The 17,043-nt window shown below is 31.8% G+C and carries 17 protein-coding genes and 1 other annotated feature; of the genes, 8 read left to right on the forward strand and 9 right to left on the reverse strand.

Annotated features, from left to right (window positions below):
* The first annotated feature begins 315 nt into the window (after positions 1-315).
* Positions 316-1,737: a sigma-54 interaction domain-containing protein gene (locus tag ACSBO6_RS19170; protein ID WP_098847035.1), complete on the forward strand. Its 1,422-nt coding sequence runs from the start codon at positions 316-318 to the stop codon at positions 1,735-1,737.
* 132 nt (positions 1,738-1,869) lie between these two features.
* Positions 1,870-2,154 (forward strand): hypothetical protein, encoded by a 285-nt coding sequence (locus ACSBO6_RS19175; protein WP_498843865.1) that lies wholly within the window; start codon positions 1,870-1,872, stop codon positions 2,152-2,154.
* 48 nt (positions 2,155-2,202) lie between these two features.
* Here ACSBO6_RS19175 and pheA read toward each other — a convergent pair whose 3' ends face one another.
* The 3 genes from pheA to ACSBO6_RS19190 all read right to left on the reverse strand — a co-directional run bounded on the left by pheA (position 2,203) and on the right by ACSBO6_RS19190 (position 4,837).
* Entirely contained in the window at positions 2,203-3,051 is an 849-nt protein-coding gene (pheA, locus tag ACSBO6_RS19180; protein ID WP_498843866.1) for a prephenate dehydratase, read from the reverse strand.
* 103 nt (positions 3,052-3,154) lie between these two features.
* Complete coding sequence (locus tag ACSBO6_RS19185; RefSeq protein WP_098847037.1) at positions 3,155-4,141, reverse strand: LacI family DNA-binding transcriptional regulator; 987 nt, start codon at positions 4,139-4,141, stop codon at positions 3,155-3,157.
* A 258-nt stretch (positions 4,142-4,399) separates the two neighbouring features.
* Positions 4,400-4,837 carry a galactokinase gene (locus ACSBO6_RS19190; protein ID WP_498843867.1) on the reverse strand — a complete coding sequence of 146 codons (438 nt, stop codon included), beginning with the start codon at positions 4,835-4,837 and terminating at the stop codon, positions 4,400-4,402.
* A gap of 611 nt (positions 4,838-5,448) precedes the next feature.
* Between ACSBO6_RS19190 and ACSBO6_RS19195 the strand changes: the two genes are divergently transcribed.
* Both ACSBO6_RS19195 and ACSBO6_RS19200 read left to right on the forward strand, forming a co-directional pair.
* The gene (locus ACSBO6_RS19195; protein ID WP_498843868.1) at positions 5,449-5,820 is read left to right on the forward strand and encodes a DUF2500 domain-containing protein; all 372 of its coding nucleotides are present in this window, start codon (positions 5,449-5,451) and stop codon (positions 5,818-5,820) included.
* 20 nt (positions 5,821-5,840) lie between these two features.
* Entirely contained in the window at positions 5,841-6,836 is a 996-nt protein-coding gene (locus ACSBO6_RS19200) for an NAD-dependent epimerase/dehydratase family protein (protein ID WP_498843869.1), read from the forward strand.
* Between the two features lie 126 nt (positions 6,837-6,962).
* Here the strand turns inward: ACSBO6_RS19200 and ACSBO6_RS19205 are convergent, their stop codons facing one another.
* A complete protein-coding gene (locus ACSBO6_RS19205) occupies positions 6,963-7,640 on the reverse strand; it encodes a Dph6-related ATP pyrophosphatase (protein ID WP_098847041.1) in 678 nt (225 codons plus the stop codon).
* A gap of 48 nt (positions 7,641-7,688) precedes the next feature.
* Positions 7,689-8,009, reverse strand: coding sequence for a hypothetical protein (locus ACSBO6_RS19210; RefSeq protein WP_098847042.1), 321 nt, complete (start codon positions 8,007-8,009; stop codon positions 7,689-7,691).
* Positions 8,010-8,151: 142 nt separating this feature from the next.
* Here ACSBO6_RS19210 and ACSBO6_RS19215 point away from each other — a divergent pair, with 142 nt between their 5' ends.
* Positions 8,152-8,928, forward strand: coding sequence for a class I SAM-dependent methyltransferase (locus tag ACSBO6_RS19215; protein WP_498843870.1), 777 nt, complete (start codon positions 8,152-8,154; stop codon positions 8,926-8,928).
* A gap of 61 nt (positions 8,929-8,989) precedes the next feature.
* Here the strand turns inward: ACSBO6_RS19215 and ACSBO6_RS19220 are convergent, their stop codons facing one another.
* Positions 8,990-10,267 (reverse strand): ATP-binding protein, encoded by a 1,278-nt coding sequence (locus tag ACSBO6_RS19220; protein ID WP_098847044.1) that lies wholly within the window; start codon positions 10,265-10,267, stop codon positions 8,990-8,992.
* Between the two features lie 235 nt (positions 10,268-10,502).
* Here ACSBO6_RS19220 and ACSBO6_RS19225 point away from each other — a divergent pair, with 235 nt between their 5' ends.
* On the forward strand, positions 10,503-11,729 hold the full coding sequence (locus ACSBO6_RS19225; protein WP_098847045.1) for an ATP-binding protein: 1,227 nt from the start codon (positions 10,503-10,505) through the stop codon (positions 11,727-11,729).
* A gap of 60 nt (positions 11,730-11,789) precedes the next feature.
* On the opposite strand, the gene ACSBO6_RS19230 is transcribed toward ACSBO6_RS19225, so the two are convergent.
* The 3 genes from ACSBO6_RS19230 to ACSBO6_RS19240 form a co-directional block, all read right to left on the reverse strand.
* Positions 11,790-12,425: an FMN-dependent NADH-azoreductase gene (locus ACSBO6_RS19230; protein WP_498843871.1), complete on the reverse strand. Its 636-nt coding sequence runs from the start codon at positions 12,423-12,425 to the stop codon at positions 11,790-11,792.
* A 178-nt stretch (positions 12,426-12,603) separates the two neighbouring features.
* Positions 12,604-13,218: an acetate uptake transporter gene (locus ACSBO6_RS19235; RefSeq protein WP_098847047.1), complete on the reverse strand. Its 615-nt coding sequence runs from the start codon at positions 13,216-13,218 to the stop codon at positions 12,604-12,606.
* A 133-nt stretch (positions 13,219-13,351) separates the two neighbouring features.
* Entirely contained in the window at positions 13,352-14,233 is an 882-nt protein-coding gene (locus ACSBO6_RS19240) for a radical SAM/SPASM domain-containing protein (RefSeq protein WP_098847048.1), read from the reverse strand.
* Between the two features lie 1,035 nt (positions 14,234-15,268).
* Positions 15,269-15,528: a binding site (T-box leader), on the forward strand.
* A gap of 73 nt (positions 15,529-15,601) precedes the next feature.
* On the opposite strand from ACSBO6_RS19240, the gene ACSBO6_RS19245 reads away from it, so the two are divergent.
* Positions 15,602-16,378, forward strand: a complete 777-nt coding sequence (locus ACSBO6_RS19245) for an amino acid ABC transporter substrate-binding protein (protein WP_498843872.1) — start codon at positions 15,602-15,604, stop codon at positions 16,376-16,378.
* Between the two features lie 16 nt (positions 16,379-16,394).
* On the forward strand, positions 16,395-17,036 hold the full coding sequence (locus ACSBO6_RS19250) for an amino acid ABC transporter permease (RefSeq protein ID WP_098847352.1): 642 nt from the start codon (positions 16,395-16,397) through the stop codon (positions 17,034-17,036).
* Positions 17,037-17,043 lie beyond the last annotated feature (7 nt).

A 17,043-nucleotide genomic window follows, 5' to 3' on the forward strand; every position in this document is an offset into this window, starting at 1 on the left:
TAATTGATAAGTTTTTAGTTTCTTACTAAATTAATAAGCAATTTCCGTGCCAAACATGATAAATAAATAAAAATTCACAAAATGTACTTATTCTCAGCGTTATTCATCCAAATACATGATACCGTTTTCAATTTACTGCAAATTTTTTTTGCATTCAGATGCAAAATTAATTAAAATATGCATAGAATATTTGCAGCAAAAAAATGATTAACAAAGAAAATTAGCACATTCAGAAAAAAAACTGCCTTTTTATCTTACCAAAAATAGTCAGAAGTGCAAATTTTTTCTTTTGTTAGAATGAAAAGAGAGAATTAGATGAAAAATGATAAGCAAAACTTTTTAGCTGTTGATGAATTATTACAATTAATATTAGAAGAAATTGATATCGGTATACATGTAGTTGATCAAGATGCAAATACAATGGTGTATAATCGCAAAATGATGGAAATCGAAAAGATGAATGAAGAGGATGTCTTACATAAAAATCTTTTAGATGTCTTCACCTTTCAAAAAAACCAATCGAGCACCCTACTTGAAGCCCTCCAAAAAGGGAAAGTACGAAAAAATATTAAGCAATCTTATTTTAATAACAAAGGGAAAGAAGTTACGACAATCAATGATACTTACCCAATAATGAAAGAAAATAAAATTATTGGAGCTATTGAAATGGTTCGTGACGTGACGGAATTAAAGCAATCGGTGCAGGAAGGTATTCTTCAAAATCGAAATACACGTTATACATTCGAACAATTAATCGGAACATCCGAATCATTTAAAAGCATAATTGAAGATGCAAAAAGATCTGCCAAAACTTCATCTTCCGTATTAATTGTAGGAGAAACTGGAACAGGTAAAGAACTATTCGCTCAAAGTATTCATAACGCTAGTAAAAGAGCAACAAAACCATTCATTTCTCAAAATTGCGCCGCACTTCCAGAATCTTTAATTGAAAGTATTCTCTTTGGGACAAAAAAAGGAGCATTTACTGGAGCCATTGATAAACCTGGATTATTTGAAGAGGCAAATGGTGGAACATTATTATTAGATGAAATCAATTCACTTAGTCCTAACTTACAGGCTAAACTTTTAAGGGTTATTCAAGAACGTAAAGTTAGAAGAATCGGTGATATTAACGAAAAAGAATTAGATGTCCGAATTATCGCTACAATCAACGAAGACCCTATAGAAGCAATTGCGAATAATCATTTGCGTAAAGACTTATATTACCGTCTAAGTGTCGTTTCATTGTTTCTACCGCCACTACGTGAACGCTTCGAAGATATATTGTTGTTAGCAAACTTCTTTATTCAAAAATATAATCGTCTTTTCGGCCATCAAGTAACTAACTTAGATGAAAATGTTACAAACTTCTTCCTGAATCATAACTGGCCAGGTAATATACGCGAACTTGAACATATGATTGAAGGTGCAATGAACTTAGTAGAAAATGAAACAACTATCACAACAACACACATACCTTCTAGGTTTTTTAATGAAAAAAGAAATACAAATGCTTCTCCAATCATTCAACAAAAAAAGGACGTTGTTACAATAGATCAGCCAGAATCAATAGATGACAAATCAAATTTAAAAAACACTTTATTAAACAAAGAAAAACAACATATTATAAATGTTCTAAATGAACATAACGGCAATATTACAAAGGCTGCAAAACAATTAGGCATCAGCCGACAAAACTTACAATATCGTATTCGTAAATTCAATTTACTCCAATGATTAAGTTCTATTTTATTTATTAACGATTTCTAATTTTCTTGAACAGGTTTAAACTGCACTATGCCCAAACCTTCCACTTTTGTCCTGCATAGTTTGAGTATGTAGAGTCATAAGTAAAGGAGGTTTTTTTATATGTCGAATGAACTTGAGTATCGCCCGCATGGATTTGGTGGTGGGGGTCACGGCGGATTCGGCCACGGCGGATTCGGAGGCTTTCATGGTGGATTTGGTAGACCGGGATTCGGATTTGGTAGACCGGGATTTGGGTTTGGTAGACCCGGATTTGGATTTGGACGCCCGTTTTTCCGTCCATTTTTCCCATTTTTCCTAGGCGCATCACTATTTAGCCCATACTACTATCCATATTATCCATATTGCCCGCCTGGATACTACTGTCCTCCCCCTTATTATTATTAATGTAAAAGATAAAACAGATAAAAGAGAAGGTTAAAAACCCTCTCTTTTTTATAATGAGATCGTTGAGTAGCTTCCTAAAATTTCTACACTAAAGCCTAAAGCTTCTAATTCTTGCTTCACTCCAGGGAGTAATACATCATCATATCCCATCTCTACATCAATAATGAAAAAGTAATTTCCTAATCCAGTTTTTGTCGGGCGGGACTCAATTTTTGAAAGGTCAATTTGTCTCCATGCAAATGCAGAAAGTACTTGATGAAGCGCACCAGCACGATTCTCTGGCATGTTAATAACTAAAGTTGCCTTCGTATGTTTAGGTTGAAAATAATTCGTTTCCAGTTTTGAATCTTTTCTTTGTAAAACAATAAATCTCGTGTGATTATACGAATTGGAATGAATATCTGAAGCAACAATTTCTAACCCATATTTCTTTGCAGCAAATTCGTTAGCAATCGCAGCTATACATTCATTTGTATGCTCACTAACAATTTTAGCTGCGGCACTTGTAGAAGTGACCGGTTCTAGCTTTGTATATTTATATTGATTATGCAAAAATGTATGACATTGAGCTAACGCATGAGAATGGGAATAAATTACCCCAATATCCTTTACTCGATGTGCTTGTCCTTTTGCCATCAATAAATGCTGTCTTATCGGTATAATAATTTCTCCAACCATTTTTAATGGCTGTTCATGTACAAGATAATCTATCGTTGTAGTTACAGATCCTTCTACCGAATTCTCGATTGGAACAACAACTAAATCAACTTCACCTTCTGCTACATTATCCATACATACAGGAATACTAGAATATGCAATATGTTCATCATTCTTAAAAACAGACCGTACAGCAACATGTGTAAAAGTCGCCTCAGGACCTAAATACCCAACCTTCACGTTCCCACTCCTTTTAATTTTTAATTATACTAAAAAGAGTTAAGATTAAAAGTAAAATGTTTAATTTTTAGCAATTATCTTACAAATTTCGCTATGATCAACACTAAAGGCTGCTTTGACGAATCTTTAACGTCGTAGGAACGATCACCTTTTTAGCTACTTTCCTACCTAAAATCCTCTCCATTAATAAATCCACTGCAGATTCACCCATCAATTCAGTGTATACCTTCAAAGTACTTAAGCTAGGAAAAAGATATTTCGAAAACACAAAATCATTCATTCCGATTAAATTCACACGCTCTGGCACTGGTATTTTTGCCTCATGAAGTGCTCTTAAACATCCGACAGCCATCGTATCACAACCAATTAAAAATGCTGTAGGTAATTCCCCACCATGTTCTCGAATTGCTTTGTTCATTAAATTAAACCCTGCTTCTGCTGTGAAGTCACTTAAATACAAATTCTCTTTTTTAAAGAGTCCCTTTTCTTCTAAATATTTTTTGAATGTTTTCGCTCTAGAATTAACTTTTCGGCCTTGCTTCTTATCATACTCGCGTCCACCTATATAGCCGATTTTTTGATGTCCATGCGATATAAAGTGATCTAAAACTTTTATAATCGCATTCTCATAATCTGTAACGACAGAATCATACTTCTCTTCATCCGGTGAAAAATCAACAAAAACAATATTTTTTGATACTTTTTTCAATGAGCTAATTTGATGAATGTCAAATTTACCTAATGCGATCACACCATGAATTTGCTCATCTAACATCCACTTTTCATTTCCACGAAAAAAAGTGGAAATTTGCAAAGCGTGTTGTTCACACTTAGTTTCAATTCCAAAACGAACTAGCATATAAAAAAGATCATTTAATTTTTCATTTCCGTTATCACCTTTAACAAGTGCGATTTTAGCGATATTCTTTTTTGCTTTTGTTTTTTTCCTATATGAAAGCTTTTCTGCTGTTTCAAAAATTCTTTGTTTTGTATCGTCAGTTACTGATAGTGCTGGGTCATAATTAAGCACTCTTGATACAGTAGCAATCGATACTCCTGCTTTTTCGGCAATTTCTTTAATAGTAGTCATTACAACTCTCCTCGTAACCTTTCAATCTAAATTATGATTGAAACTATTACTTTAATTTTAACAGTTGAAGGTTGTATGATTATTCATTAAATATGGAGAATTTTTTACATATTTTATTTTCTATAAATCAAGATCATTAAAATAAGTTTTATTTACGCAAATTTGAAATAGTATAATTTACAGGAGGAGAATTTAATTTATTGGGAGTAGTCTTAGATGTATTTTAAATGCTGATCATAATGATGTGGTTTCTCATTTCTATTCATATAATGTTTTTAACATTGTATCTGTTAAAGCTTCAACTGATTTCGTTGATGATAGCCCTACTTCATTTGGAAGATTACTGTAAATCAATATGTCCATCCCCCTATTGATACGATACCCGGCTTGTTTTAAATAACTGATTACACTCTTTAAGTAGCTAGTCCAGTCATGCTTCAATTCGTCATCTAAATCATTTAAAGTAATTTCAATAATTCCTAACTCTTCAAAGTTTAAGGATACTAATTTAATTAATTGTGTATCTGTTCTAGATAAAATCACATAAATACCAAATGATTGTGATGGAAGGGGACTGTTTCCATTAAAATCCGTGATTTCTACGATTTCGTTAGAATGGCCTGATACAAAAAAAACGCGCAGTTTAGTATGATTGTAATACTGTTTGTAAACTGATATTAACTCTTTAATATTCATTTCCTAATCACTCCTATAACTAATTTCCCTAGAGGATCTCTACCTGCTATTTGGTCAGATAGAACTGTATTAACCTAACCATTTAATCATTTAACTCTATGTTTCCTCGCTAGCCTTCATTTCATTTTTTCAGTTAGTAAGTAAAACGATTACCTTGCCAAAGATGCATAAGAGAGAGAAAAAAGAGTTCTATTAAGAGTATCCTACTCTCATGGATATTATTGGTCAATAATTAACCCCATTAAAATTTACTAAAATCAGAGGATTTTTTACTTAGTTTTTTATTCTGTCACAATTAAGCTTTATATTTGTTAAACACTAATGATTACAGTTAGTATAAAGCGTTTTATCTAGTAGTTCTATTAGATTATTAATAGTAATTATTTTACATTTTTTACTAACTTTCTCACTTTCAGCATTATATTTAAATAACAAAAGAAGTAAAATTCACTAAAATTTTATACCGTTTAAACTACACCCTCCAATAATGTAAAAAGAAATAAGTTTAATAATTTCAGAAAATTTAATAAACTATATTAAGAGAGTCCAATTTGATTAACAAAAGATTAAGTAGTGGGAGCCTTACAATCTATTAAAAGGGGGTCTTAATAATGTCAGCGTTTGATGCAGGTTATGATATTTTTAAAATTATTGCTTTCATATTTCCAGTTGTTTTTGTCTTAGTTTTTGCTGGTATATTTTTTGCACTAATAAAAGGATTAAAGCAATGGAATTATAATAATAAACAACCCAAATTAATTGTCCCGGCAAAAATAGTGACTAAAAGAATAAATTACGTTCAGCGCGCAAACACAAACCAGTTCCCTCATTCAGCCACACATTATTATGTTACACTTGAGGTCGAATCTGGAGATCGAATTGAATTTCAAATTGATGGATTTATCTATGGCCAATTAGTAGAAAATGATACGGGAAAACTAACTTTCCAAGGAACAAGATTCATAAACTTTGAGCGACAATAATTTTTTTTCGGGGTGGAATAATGAATGTTTTCATAAGTGGTGCCACTGGTTTTTTAGGAAAACATACGACTAAAAAACTAAGTGAAATGGGCTATTCCGTTAAAGCCTTTGGACGAAATGAAGAAGCAGCTAAATTTTTCAACGAGATGGAAAATGTCACCTTTGTCAAAGGAGATTTGAATGATGCTGCTCTGTTAGAAGAAAATATAAAGAATGTAGACTATGTAATCCATTGTGCTGCACTTGCAGCACCTTTTGGACGTTTTTCTGATTTTGAGAAAACAAATGTTGAAGGGACAAGGAATATTGTTAAAGCTTCACTATCGACAGATTTAAAAAAGTTTATAAATATTTCTACCCCGAGTGTGTACTTTACTAGTGAGAGTAGAAAAAATGTTAGAGAAAGTGATCCACTGCCATCAAAACACTCTAATTACTACGCTAAAACAAAGCATATGGCAGATTTGATGATTGAAGATGCAATTGAAAAAGGACTACCTGCCATCTCACTAAGACCTAGACAAATTTTTGGTCCTTTCGATCATACAATCTTCGGAAGATTTATTCAGATAAATGAAAATGGAGGTATTCCTTTAGTTCGTAAAGGACAAGTTCTGATGGATTTTACTTATATCGATAATGTTGTCGATACGATCATCGCTTGTATGAATGCAGATGATGCCTTTACTGGTGAATACTACAATATTACAAATGATCAACCTATTTATTTAATTGATGTGCTTAAAGAACTTTTCTTTGCTTTAAATAAAGAGTTGAATACAAAAACCATCTCACCAAAACTACTTTCATTTATCGCATTAAATTCAGAACTAATTGCGAGGATTACTAACAAACCACCAAAGGTTTCCAAGCATATTGCCAATTTCTTGACCTATGACTATACATTAAATATTGAAAAAATCAAAAATGATTTAAACTACGAACCTAAAGTATCAATTAGTGAAGGGATTAAGCGTTATGCTGACTGGTACTTAGCTACAAATAATCGAAAGTAAGAAAACGAAAAACAAGCTAAATCACCTAAATTAATTGTATTTAAGTGATTTTAGCTTGTTTTTCGTTAGCCTTAATGAATCTAGTAAATTGATCGTAAATAGCAACCTCAAACTATATCATCTTTATCATTTACTAGTTTTTTGTATTTCCTTAATATTTAAAGACCATAATCCGCTATTTAGAATCGTATCTGCTTCGATTATATTTAAGCGTTCTTTGAATAATGGTCCATCAATTACAAATGTATGATATTCTCCGCTCTCGCCCATTAAACAAATTTCTTTGTTAATAAATAGTTCTTTTAAGTCTTTATTTAAACTCTTCCCTACAATCGTAGAATCAAAAATATTCTCTCTTGCCCTACAAATAATAGCATCGTATCCAGTCGCTAGCCATTGGTCTAGTAAATTAGCGGTTTCACTTTTCTTAATCCACACTGGGAAAATCGGTTCAAGTCCTACCTTTGTTGCAACTTGTTCATTCCATTGTCGATCTTCCTCGACATATAATGTCCCAAATGCGATCCCCGAAAGGTCAAATTGCTCTTTTATTTTTTTTAATCCATTTATCATTGATTCTTCGTATTTACCTGCTGAGTCAATCATGACAAGAGGAATTCCAATCGCATCTGCTTGCATTTGTAAGAAATTTAGCGGAGTCCCGTGCGCATGATTCCTTTCATCCTTTTTCGATACCATTGATACTAGACAAGCTACTTCATATTTATTCTTAATTAATAAATCTAATGCTAAACAACAATCCTTTCCACCACTCCAAGAAACTGCTACTTTACGATTTTCCATCGATCATTCTCCCTTACTATTAAAGCAATATAATTGATTATCCATCGTTCAATTTTTTAGTAAACTTTTAACATAAATCATACCTTTTATTGCATAATCAAACCACTGTTGTTCCCCGTATGGAATTTCAACCCATTCTCTCATTGGTTTCCCACCCATTGGGTCAAAGTTTTTTGATCCGCTTAATTTTAAAGCTGATGCAGCATCTTCGGGCTTTAGCTTTACAACAATATTTGGTTCATTATAGAAAACAAAAATTTTACCTTGTATTTTTAATCCTTTATGTCCAAAGATACTTCCTTTGGATGCTTCATAGTGATTAATTAGTTCAGTTCTTAGGCTTTCAAATCTTTCAATTGTACCTTGCATTTCCACCATTCCTTTTTATCTGACGCTTATCTTAATAAAAATATCTTATTAATGCCAATAACTTATTGGTATTATTCAGTGTACGATCAATGTCTATACTAATAATATAGCCATACTTTATCAAATTAGGGGAGGTAATCAAATGACCATCAACTTCCATGATGCACAAAATAATATGACATATACAACTAGAGAGGCTGATCAGTCTTGGATTCAGTTAATGAGGGATACGATTGATTTAGTTGGAAAAGATGTTGTTGATATAGGTTGTGGTGGAGGAATCTATTCGAAAGCTCTCACTAAGTTAAAAGTAAACCACGTCACAGCTGTAGATTTTTCAGAGGAAATGCTTAAAGGTGCAGCAAAAAATTGTAAAGACTACAGTACTATTTCTTTTCATAAAGGAGATGCATATCATACTAAACTACCATCTTCACGTTATGATGTAGTTTTAGAAAGAGCTTTAGTCCATCATTTAGATCATTTAAATGCCTGTTTCAATGAGGCAAATCGTATATTAAAAAAGAATGGTCGATTAATCATACAAGACCGGACGCCAGAAGATTGTTTACTTCCTGGTGACATTAACCATATACGAGGTTATTTTTTTGATCTTTACCCAAAATTAAAAACAAAAGAAATAGCTAGAAGATATACTACACAAGAAATGCGTTTAGCACTAGAGTCATCTGGATTTCATATTGAAAAAACCGTAAAACTTTGGGAAACAAGACGGATCTATACTGACTTAGAATCACTTCAGAGTGATTTATTACAAAGAACAGGCCGATCAATTCTTCATGAACTCACCGATGAAGAACTAGAACAATTAGTAGAATTCATCAGTAATAAGCTAAAGAATCATTTCCCTATTATTGAAAAAGACTGTTGGACCGTCTGGTTTGCTAGAAAGAAATGATCTAATAGAAACGCTTAGTCTAATTCTAAGCGTTTTCATTTTCAAATTTTGTTACGATCTATTATCCATTCACTTTATGATTATTAGGCTCAACTTTTGGCAGTTTAATTGTTACTTTTGTTCCTTCATCAACGTCACTTTCAAAAGTGATTGTTCCGTTCATCGCTTCAATGATTCGCACAGATACTGTTGTTCCTACACCTGTTCCCTTTTCTTTCGTTGAATAGAAAAGTGTACCAATACGAGAAAGCTGTTCTTTCGTCATTCCTTTTCCATTATCTCTAATCGTAATGACCGTTTTATCTTTTTCTTCGTGTAGCTTCGTATGTACAAATCCCCCTGAGCTAGTTGCCTCAATTGCATTTTTAATTAAGTTTATTAGCGCTTGTTTAAATTGATTTTTATCTGTATTAATAAATGTTTCAACCTCTGTATCGCCTTTTAATTTAACATTTTGCTTTAATGCTAAAGGAACTAATAAAGTGACTACATCTGAAACGCATTGCTTTAAACTGAAAATCTCTACCTTTTCAAATTGCGGTTTGGCAAAATTTAAATAATCATTAATGATTCCTTCTGCTCTACCTAATTCGCTTAATACTAGTGGCAAAAATTCCATAGACTGTTTGTTGTCTTTACTTTCTTGCATTAATTGTAGGAAGCCTTTAACAACTGTAAGTGGATTCCTAACTTCGTGGGCAATAGAAGCTGCCATTTCACTTAACGTATTAAGTTTCTCAGCTCTTTGGATTTCCTTATGTAGTATTTTGTTTTCAATTAGCGATTCAATCAGTTTTGCGCCTAAGGTAATTGCGATTAACTCGATACTAATAAAAATTAAAACTAACCCAAATAGTCTATAATCACTTTTAAAACTAATCTTATTTACAATTAAAAAAGAAAATAAGATGCTTAATTGAACTAAAGCAGGCCATAAACTAATAAGAGCTGTTGCAAATATTCTCTGTTTAGGTTTAAATGTCCAAAACCATTTAAATAATATTAAAGATCCTAGTGAGGATAAAGTAATACTAATCATACCAAATATAATAGCGTCTCCACCTAAAATTATTCTACCTAATAAGATCGCTAAGAAAGTCACAATTCCCCATCGATAACCGCAATAAAGAAACGCAATCGTTAGCGGGATATATCTTAAATCCCAAAATAACCCATATGCCGGATAAGGAAAAGCCATGCAAAAAAAGCCTGCTACAGCCTGAAACATGCCAAAAAGATAAATTTTATCTTTATAGCCATGTCTTTCATAAATAATACTGTATATTAATATTGGACTTAATATGATTAAAACATGTAGTAAAAGTTTTTCAATTAACACGTTTTTATCCTCACTAGATTCGAAATTTACGAAATTAACATTCTAAGTATTATACGACAAAACTTCCAAAAATCCTTTATTTTCACCTATTCAAACACACTATTTTTCCTATTCTGTCGATTAATATTTTTATGCTATTTCTCAATTATTAATTTTGTCATAATATATGTATAAATAATTTTCTGAAAAGTGTAAAATATTATTGAAAGTTTCTTTTCAGAACGGAGATTGAAACATGAAAAATACAGAGTACTATAACAAAAGAAGCCGTCGAATTTATATATTTTTTATGGCTTTACTCACTTCCTTATTACTAGTAGGAATTATACTATCTCCTTTAACGTTTAAGGATCATCCAATTGAGCTAATTATTCAAGTTATCTTAATGTTCATTGTTATTTTTGCTTTATTCAATTTTGTGAAAAGAAATAGCACATTTTCCAAGGTTTTATTTACGACCATTGCTTCACTATATGTGTATATTAAATTTTGGACATACCCAGACACTGCAACAATGTATAGTTTTGTAGCAATCATCCCAATCTTTACGATCTTTTTATATAATCGCATAGCATTTTATATCGGTTGGGCATTAAATATACTTATTGGACCTACTTTTGTATTACTCATCTCATTTACCAATCTAAAAGAAAAATATTCTTATATAGCATTAGACCCTGTCGGCAATATAGTAGAATTCCTATCGATTCAATTAATTCTATTATTTGTATTCTTACAAACAGAAACAAAGGTCATCGCTTTGGAAGCCAATTACAAGGAAATACAACAAGCGAAACAATTAAACTCGATTGGACAACTAGCTGCAACAATCGCACATGAAATTCGCAATCCAATTACTGTCGTAAAAGGTTTTGCTCAACTTTTTCAAAAATCAAAAACAATGAACCGAGACGAAAAACATTATGTCGATACAATGATAAAAGAATTAGAATACGCTCAAATTATTATTAATGATTATTTATCACTAGCTAAACCTCAAACTGAAACATTACAAGTCGTTGAAGTTAATAAAGAAATAATGAATGTATCTGATTTGCTTGCATCCATGGCAAATAGCCAAAGCATTGGTTTCCAATTAAACTTAAATCAAATACTCTACACGAAAATAAATCCAATTGAATTTAAACAAGTTCTAGTTAACTTGATGAAAAATGCAATCGAATCAATGGATGATGCTGGCTTTATAACAATAAATCTCTTAAAAGAAAATGAATATGCACTTATTGAAATCATCGACACAGGCATTGGAATGTCCCAAGAAACAATTGAAAAGCTCGGCACTCCCTTCTACTCACTAAAAGAAAGAGGCACAGGGATTGGGCTAACCGTCTGCTTTAATATAATCGAAAAATTCAAAGGCAAAATTAAAGTAAGTAGCAAGGAAAACGAAGGAACAATATTTCGGATTTATTTACCGATTTGGCAATGTGAAAATGAATGATGAAAAACCACAAATAAGAAAAAAACTCACAAAAAAGTGAGTTTTTTTGTTGTAATCATATTAAAAATCCTTTGCAGCTTCCTTAGCTTTTTGAATTGCTTGTTCTTTGATTTCTTGTGCTCGGTCTGGAAATTGATTTTGACCTTCTACAAAAATCCCATTAAAATCTTGAACACCTAAGAAACTCATGATCACTCCAATATAGCGATGTCCCATTTCAAGACCAGCAGCTGGACCTTCTGAATAAACTCCACCACGTGCCTGGATATGCAATGCTTTTTTACCACCTAATAATCCTTGAGGGCCATTAGAAGTATATTTGAACGTTTTACCAGCAACACAAATTGCATCAATATAGTTTTTCATAATTGGTGGGAATAAAAAGTTCCATAAAGGTGTTACAAAGACATATTTATCTGCTTCAGCAAATTGAGTTACAATTTCATTTAATCTTCCTACTTTTGATTGTTCGCCTGAAGAAAGTGTATCAAATGATCCTCCAGATTGAAGTTTCCCCCAACCTGCAAACACTTCAGCATCAATATGAGGAATCGTTTCATTATAAAGGTCAATATGTACTACTTGATCATTAGGATGTGCAGCTTTATAACTCTCGATAAATGCATCCCCAACCGCCATACTATAAGAAGTTGACTTATCGTGAGGATGTGCTGTGATATACAATAGTGTCGTCAAACAAATTTCCACCTTTCATTTTAAATCAAACTGTCTTTTACCTTATTAAAAGCACGATATTATCATCTGTTATTTCGAACTAAACAATACAAATATTTATAAAAAAAAACCTTTACTCCGATGGTAAAGGTTTTTATATATAGACAAAGTCCAAAAAAATTAGTTTAAGACTGAATTTTTATTTCGCTTTAAATATCCCAAAAGGTTTCCCTACAGGTAAGAACTCTCTTCCAAAGTGACTATTTAATACAGCTGCAGCCGATCCATAAAATGACATAATTGCTATACCTAATTCACTATATGCTGCAAAAGTATGTGTAGCCTCTTCCATAAAGCCTAATGTGCTTAATGATAATCCAATAAATAAACAATCGATTAATACAAAAATAATAAATAATACCTTATGAGTTTCCATTGCACCAATTGTCATAAAAATTGTAAAGATTAAATATCCTACAAAAGCAAATCCAAGTTGTTTAACATCAGCAGCTTTCATTAATGCTTCTCCAAAAGCACCTAATTGGATTAACCAAGTCGTACCGACAGCTAACCAAAAGAAAGCATATACTCCAAATGCAGTTGCTCCAAATACATTATTATGTTTAAAATCCTGGATACTCGCAAATAATTGTGCAATAGCACCTAAAAAAATCGCCCAAGGTAATACTAATGAAACACCATCAGTAATTCCTAACTTTTGTGTAGAGGCAACAAGTGTTACCATCGCTAAACCGAATAAACCAATTGCAGATGGATCTGCAGTAGTTATTTTAATTTGTTGTACGTCTTTCATTGATGTAAATCCTCCTAAAATTTTAAACAGACTAAACTATACTACTATAAAATTTTAGGGATTAATATAACTTTTTTTCATTTTTAAATAAGAAAGCACATTCTTTAAAAAAGAAAGCGCTTTTTACCAAAAATTACTTTTTATGTCGTTTTGCATAACCACATCTTTTGCACAATTCTTCCACTGCACATCGTCTTGAAAAACCATCATAAATTGCTCTTGCACGCTCAGAATTTAAAATATCTTCTAGCGATGTCTCATAAATATTCCCTAATGGAATCTTACCTTCGCTATCTAAACAACATGGTACAACCGTTCCATCTACTAATACTCCGATTTGATCTCTTAAACCATAGCAGAATACATTTTCATCGATGATATCATTACCCATGTCTGGCCATTGGAACTTTTCTGCCATATTTAAATAAATTTTATCGCGCAGTTTAATATTATGTGTTACCTGAAGTCTTTCACTTAAAGAAAAGTCTAAGTTTAGTTTTTCCTCCAGTAAATTTAATATATCAATATTTAATGAATTACTTGCTCTTAACTCTTCACTATCCATATTCCAAAGCCTAATTGCACAGATCATATCGCTTTTTTCATTCGCTTCATTAATGAAATTAGTAATATTTTCAACGTAATCGTGCAAATCCTTCGTTAAATCATTCGCCTCAAAACTATGAAGTGAAAAATTGATTTGTCTTAAACCTTTCGATTCAATTAATAAATCCTTTACTTTGTTAATTAACGTACCGTTCGTCGTTATATTAACCTTCAAACCATTTTCGTGACTGATGTCCAAAAATCTACCAAGCTTTGTATTTAAAAACGGTTCCCCCATCAAATGAAAATAAATATGATCTGTATAAGGCTTAACTGATTTTATTACATGTGTAAATGCCTTCTCGTCCAAAAACTTTAACGGTCTCTCCAACGTAGGGCTTGGACAAAAATTACACTTCAAATTACATATATTTGTAATTTCTATATAAACTTTCTTAAATTTTCTCATTCTACTCTCCTACTTTAACATTATCTATTTCCATATTTTTCGCTCTAAAAAAACGATAACCTTATCATACAATAGTTTTTAAGATATTAATATTTCCACACTCTGTTCAATTTTTACCAACCGAACAGAATTGTAATCATTCTAAAACTTCATGAAATTGTTTAAATTTTTCAACTATAATTACAGTTTAAGTATAATTATTTTATTATAATAAAACTAGGCAATTGAATAGCATAGGGGAATTGGTTTTATCTTCTTTTCTACGGATTTTTGTAGAAAGGTGGTGATGCCAATGCAAACACTTGAAATACTTACACTAATCTTCATCGCAATGACTTTTGTCGTTGCATTGATTCAATTAGTAATTAGTATTATTAACGCAACAAAAAAGAAATAGCCCCTATGCTTTGACCCGGCACGGACTACTTCTTTTGATTTAACAAGATAAAACCATCTCGGCTTATTCAATTGCTTAGAACGAGTGTTAGAGCACTCGTTCTTTTCTAATATATGTTTATTATATCATACGATTCTTTAGATATACTTTTAGCGCATGAATTTTTTGTTAAATATAAAACTTTTTTCATCGCAATGACTTTTGTCGTTGCATTGATTAGTAATTAGTATTATTAACGCAACAAAAAAGAAATAGCCCATATGCATTCGCCGGCATGGACTACTTCTTTTGATTTAGCAAGATAAAACCATCTCGGCTTATTCAATTGCTTAGAACGAGTGTTAGCGCACTTGTTCTTAATGATAATTTATCATATTTTTTAATCGTAATTTATAAAAGATATGTTATTTTTGTGAATTGATAATTTTTGACAATTCCAATCAGTTTTATGAGCATTCAATCGACAATTTTCTATATTTCCCGAGAAATTTCCTATCCAAGTTTTGACAATTTTAACGTTTTTTTAAATAAAATTTGTTGACAGTTGTTTGTAATCTGTAATATTATTTGGTCATCGCAAAACAAACTAGTTTGATTTTATAAAAACTGCAGTATTGAACATATTTGAAAATTTAATTTTAAAAGCATTGATGAGAAATAGTAAAAGTATTAAGTTCTTAAAAAGAGAGTTCCCGGTTGGTGCGAGGGGCGTAAGACAATATTTTGAACACATCTCTGAGCTGAGCACCGAACCCTTTATGGTAGTAGACTGTTTCCGGATTCCCTGCACCCGTTATCGTGCTAGAGTATAGCTTAATTGCTGCACTTGAAGAGGTTGGTATCGTGAGGTATCAATAAATAGAGGTGGAACCACGTGAGTAATACTCCCGTCCTCTAGCTGTTTTATATAGCTAGAGTGCGGGAGTTTTTTGTTTTTCAAAAATATAAATTAATTTAAGGGAGAGAATAAAATGAATAAAAAATTAATGTCAGCATTTATCATTTGTATGATTTCAATATTAGTTGTAACAGGTTGTGGAAAAGAAAAACGAAATGCAAACGAAGTAGTCGTTGGATTAGATGATACTTTTGTACCAATGGGTTTTAAGGATGATCAAGGTAAAGTTGTAGGTTTTGATATCGATTTAGCAAAAGAAGTTTTTAAACGTGAAAATATGAAAGTAACTTTCCAATCGATTGATTGGTCAATGAAAGAGACTGAGTTAAAATCAGGAAATATTGATGCAATTTGGAACGGCTATTCAATTACGGATGAGCGTAAGAAAAAAGTAAATTTCTCAGATGCATATTTAAAAAATAGACAAGTTATTATCACCCTAGCAAATTCAAGTATAAAAACAAAAGCAGATTTAAAAGGTAAGAATGTTGGGATTCAAGAAGGATCAAGTTCTTTAGATGCAGTTAATAAAGATAAAAACTTAGTAAAATCGTTTAACGGAAGTAAACCTGTATTATATGAAAACAACAACCAAGCTTTAATGGACTTAGAATCAAAACGTGTAGATGCGGTTGTAGCAGATGAAACATTAGCTAGATATTACATGAACAAAAGAGGCGAAAACAAATACAAAGTTTTAGAAGATAACTTTGGTGAAGAAGAGTATGGAATTGGCGTTCGAAAAGATGATGCTGAATTACTTAAAAAAATTAACAAACAAATTGGTGCTATGAAAAAAGATGGTACTTACGACAAAATATATAAAAAATGGTTCGGTACATTGAAATAAAAAGGAGCTTACAATCATGGAACAAATTACATCTTTATTACCTTCCATGCTTGATGGTTTAAAAGTTACGCTAGAGGTTTTCTTAATTACTCTAGCGTTAGCAATTCCACTTGGAATCATCATTGCACTTGGAAGACTTTCAAATATAACAGCAATCAAATCAATTATTAGTTCTTATATTTTATTAATGCGTGGTACACCTCTACTTTTACAATTAATCTTTATCTTTTTTGGTTTACCATTAGTCGGAATCGTCTTTGACCGTTTTACAACCGTTATTATCGCATTTGTACTTAATTACGCAGCTTATTTTGGGGAGATTTTCAGAGCTGGTATTCAATCAGTTGATAAAGGTCAATATGAAGCAGCAGAGGTTTTAGGATTGAGTCGCAGTCAAACTTTTAAAAGAATTATTCTGCCTCAAATGACTAAAAAAGTATTACCTCCTGTTTCAAACGAAGTAATTACTTTAGTAAAAGATTCAGCTCTTGTATATGTTGTTGGACTGGATGATATGCTTCGAGTAGCTAAAATCGCATCAAATACAAGTGCATCCCTACTACCTCTTGTATTCGTTGGTGTGATTTATCTACTACTAACAGCAATATTAACGAATTTATTTAAACGATTAGAAAATCGCTATTCATATTATAAATAAGGAGAGA

This window comes from Bacillus sp. AL-1R, from assembly GCF_052180195.1.
Classification (GTDB): domain Bacteria; phylum Bacillota; class Bacilli; order Bacillales; family Bacillaceae_G; genus Gottfriedia.